Below are 3,284 nucleotides of genomic sequence, written 5' to 3'. Positions count from 1 at the left end.
GAAGCAGCGGGGCGGTTACCCACCCCGCCGCTCCGCTAACTGTTCATATGCTCAAATTCCTGCTCAGACAGGACGGTGATTTCCAGGGCCAGAGCCTTGACCAGCTTATTACCGGGCCTCGTTCCCAGGATCAGGTAGTCAGTCCTCTTGCTTACCTTGGATACAGGCTTGGCCCCCAGCTCCAGCAGTCGGGCCTTGATAGCAGCACGGGTGTAGTTCTCCAGCTTGCCAGTGACCGCTATGGACTTCCCGATGAAAGGGTTATCAGGATTCATGTTCCCACCTCTCAATCAACTTCCAGCGGCAGGCAAACGATACGGCCATCCATGCCCCAGAACATCTCAGGGGTGTAGAACATCTTTCGGTACTGCTCGATCTGCTCCGGGGTTAGGCTTGTAAAGTGGTCACTGTCGGCGGGAGCACCACACAGGAAGAAGGTCCCAAATACAATATCGTATATCTGGCCGTTCTCATCCCGCAGCCCACGGTTCGCCGGAAGATCCATCAGCTTTCCTTCGTCATTGCAGACCAGAGCAACAGGTTCCTCGAAGGGGTAGATGGACTGAATATAGCCGCCTACGATACCCTGCATCTCTTTAAGGGAATCGTCGATCTCCTTCACTTCCGGCCTGCGCTCAGGTTCAACTACTAAAACACGCATAGCAACACCTTCCTTCTATATCTCAAACTTACCCCGCAGCCAACGGACAGCCTGACGCTTCCGGGAAAATTCCTCCGTCCATGCGTCTCCTGTGGTGTTGTCTACCGCCACCCACTTACGGCCCTCCTTCGTCAGAAAGAGGCCGCAGGGAGTACGGTGCTCTATGACTTGTCCAAGAACCCCCGAGCTGACACGCTGGATTTTAAGTTTCTTTTCCATCCGCATCACCTCCAATAGCTGTGTTCCGGCTCTGACACATCAGGTAGTTTGCGGTTGGCTCCCAGTCAGAGACTACGATCTCCATGTGCTTATCACACAGGAAGTCACCATCACCAATGTACTGGCAACAGTCACAGACACCAGGATCACAGAACCTCTTGGGCGTGGGCCTGTCGTGTACCTTTTTATGTTTTCTACTCATGGCTCGCTCCCTTGGGGACAGCGGCAAACTCCATGTGGTACATATCCAGGGATTTACCCAAGATGATGTGATCGCCCTTGTAATAGGTCGGCTCACAGAACCCAGCAGCACGGGCCTCAACCTCGTTCTCAAAGATAGCTTTGATCCGAACCGTGCAGAAGCGAGGCGTATAGACTGAATCGCCAATCTTCATGTTCGTTTTCTTTCCCCTTTCTGAAAAGCAAATGACCCGGCATCCCTACCGCAAGGCAGGGACGCCGGGCCATCATAGCGTATCCTATCTTAGCTTGCCTGTGCCAGCTCCGGCACCATCTGGGCGGCATTGACGATCTCCATGAACTGCTGGCCGAACGCCTTCGCCTGGGCCGCTTCCTCCGGGCTGAGAGTGCTGACCGTCTGGAAGTTGAACAGGGCGTAGGGTTTGCCCTGCTTGCTGGTGGCTTTCTCCAAGGTGATCTTTGTGACCACGCTGCTGATCGGCGTCAGGGTACTCAACAGCCGGGTGGAATATTTCAGGAAACGGGGTTTGCTGGTCACGGGGACACGCACCAGCAGAGGAATGATGCTGTTGGGCCGCAGCAGGAACAGCAGAACCGATTCCTTGCAAGCCTTGGCATTGCTTTCCCCATCCTTGGAACCAAAGTCATTGTAGGGGCAGTGCGCACAGGCTTTCCCATCGTGGGAGATGATGCTGTTCTGGCTCATGCAGACAGGCGGCGTACCCTCCACCGGATCAGGGGTATCCCAATAGGCCCTGGGAGTGGTATAATCCAGAATGATACCCGACAGCTCCATTGCGGCCTCGGTCCCCGCCAGTCCCGGCACTTCAAACACGGTAGCACCGCCAGAGGGGGACTTGACCAGATCGAACAGGTCGAGGGTCAGCGGCTGGCTCTTCAAGTTGGCCCGGATGATGTCCAGGGCGTTGTTCGTCAGGGCCAGATAGGTGGAATCCACCTGGGCCAGAGAGGTTTCCGGCGCAGAGGTAACGGTGATGGTCTGATTTCCAGCAGGCTGCTGCAACTCCTGCACCTTGCCGCTCATGCGGCCTTTCAGTTTCGTATTATCCATAATGAACCTCCCAAATTTAACTCGCCGCCTTGATCGTAAAGCGGCGGTAGGATGACTTATTGGCGTACTTCTTATAGAGAGCGGGATGCTCGGCCTTCAAGGTCTTGCTGTCAAGCCGCTCCTGGGACACGCTCTTCCAGGTGACAATCCGATCACCAGTAGTCCCAACCTCATTCTCGCCCATCATCTCCTTCAGAAGATTCTCGGCCTTCTGCTTCCGCTCGGTGACGATCTCCAACTGCTCACAGGCTTCATCATACTGGGCCAGCAGATCAGCGGCAGTGTCGGGCAAAGTGATGTGAGACTTGGGGATGCTGTCATGGAAGCGGTCAGCAAGGAACTTGGCAGAGGCAGTGGAGCCATCCAGCGGCGGAACGGTAAGCTCCTCTACATGATGCCAGAAGTTGGATTCCAGCTCAATGAGCATAGAAATCAATTCCTCGTCACGCTCCACGAACTTCCACTTGAAAGTGTTGCCGCCAATCAAAACGGCGATGTAGGTTCCGGCATACCCGGTGACGGCCATGTAGTGCTGCACTTGGAGCATATACTCGTCTGGGATGGTGTCCTCCCACTCGCTGGCCTTATACGCCGAAGCGGTCTTGGCCTCGAAGATGCACTTCCCAACATCCGGGACATCACAGATGCCGTCCAGGTTCGCCAGCATGAAGGGATGTTCCTCGCTCTGGAGCAGTTCGCTCTTGTGGCTGACCTCAATTCCCGTGCGCTTGGTGAACTCGGCCCGGACAAACGGCTCCAACTGAGCACCCCAATAGGCGGCCTCGCCAGCCTCCTGTGCCTGGAGCTGATTCGTTTTCTCCATCCACAGCTCCACTGGGGACTTGTAGCGGTTGATCCCGCAGACCACGGATGCGTCCGAACCGCCGATGCCCTGCTTTCGGTACTCCAGCCAGTCGGCATAGGGCATATTCTCGGTAGATACCAATACTTTTGCAGGCATATGATAACCTCACTTTCATTGAAATAGAATAAGGAGCGCACAGCCGTGTAGCCATGCGTTCCCTATTTGCCATAGAACATCACGCCGCCGCCAGTGCCAACACGCAAGCGTTGTCGATCATGGGGTTGCCCTCGACAGTGCGGAGGAACAGGTTCTCGTTGTAGTTCCTG

At 55.4% G+C, this 3,284-nt stretch carries 6 protein-coding genes; all 6 read right to left on the bottom strand.

Going from position 1 to position 3,284, the window contains the following annotated elements:
- Positions 1 to 35: 35 nt before the first annotated feature.
- The 6 genes from JX325_RS14060 to JX325_RS14035 all read right to left on the bottom strand — a co-directional run bounded on the left by JX325_RS14060 (position 36) and on the right by JX325_RS14035 (position 3,114).
- Positions 36 to 275 carry a BRCT domain-containing protein gene (locus JX325_RS14060; protein WP_204791718.1) on the bottom strand — a complete coding sequence of 80 codons (240 nt, stop codon included), beginning with the start codon at positions 273 to 275 and terminating at the stop codon, positions 36 to 38.
- 11 nt (positions 276 to 286) lie between these two features.
- The gene (locus JX325_RS14055) at positions 287 to 661 is read right to left on the bottom strand and encodes a DUF3846 domain-containing protein (RefSeq protein WP_204791717.1); all 375 of its coding nucleotides are present in this window, start codon (positions 659 to 661) and stop codon (positions 287 to 289) included.
- Positions 662 to 676: 15 nt separating this feature from the next.
- Positions 677 to 880, bottom strand: a complete 204-nt coding sequence (locus tag JX325_RS14050; protein ID WP_204791716.1) for a hypothetical protein — start codon at positions 878 to 880, stop codon at positions 677 to 679.
- A gap of 194 nt (positions 881 to 1,074) precedes the next feature.
- The gene (locus tag JX325_RS14045) at positions 1,075 to 1,275 is read right to left on the bottom strand and encodes a hypothetical protein (protein ID WP_204791715.1); all 201 of its coding nucleotides are present in this window, start codon (positions 1,273 to 1,275) and stop codon (positions 1,075 to 1,077) included.
- An 89-nt stretch (positions 1,276 to 1,364) separates the two neighbouring features.
- Positions 1,365 to 2,153, bottom strand: coding sequence for a hypothetical protein (locus JX325_RS14040; RefSeq protein WP_204791714.1), 789 nt, complete (start codon positions 2,151 to 2,153; stop codon positions 1,365 to 1,367).
- A gap of 16 nt (positions 2,154 to 2,169) precedes the next feature.
- Positions 2,170 to 3,114: a YqaJ viral recombinase family protein gene (locus JX325_RS14035; RefSeq protein WP_204791713.1), complete on the bottom strand. Its 945-nt coding sequence runs from the start codon at positions 3,112 to 3,114 to the stop codon at positions 2,170 to 2,172.
- Positions 3,115 to 3,284 lie beyond the last annotated feature (170 nt).

Source organism: Oscillibacter sp. CU971 (genome assembly GCF_905219725.1).
In the GTDB taxonomy this organism is placed as follows: domain Bacteria; phylum Bacillota; class Clostridia; order Oscillospirales; family Oscillospiraceae; genus Oscillibacter.
This window is presented reverse-complemented; position numbering and strand designations above follow the sequence as displayed.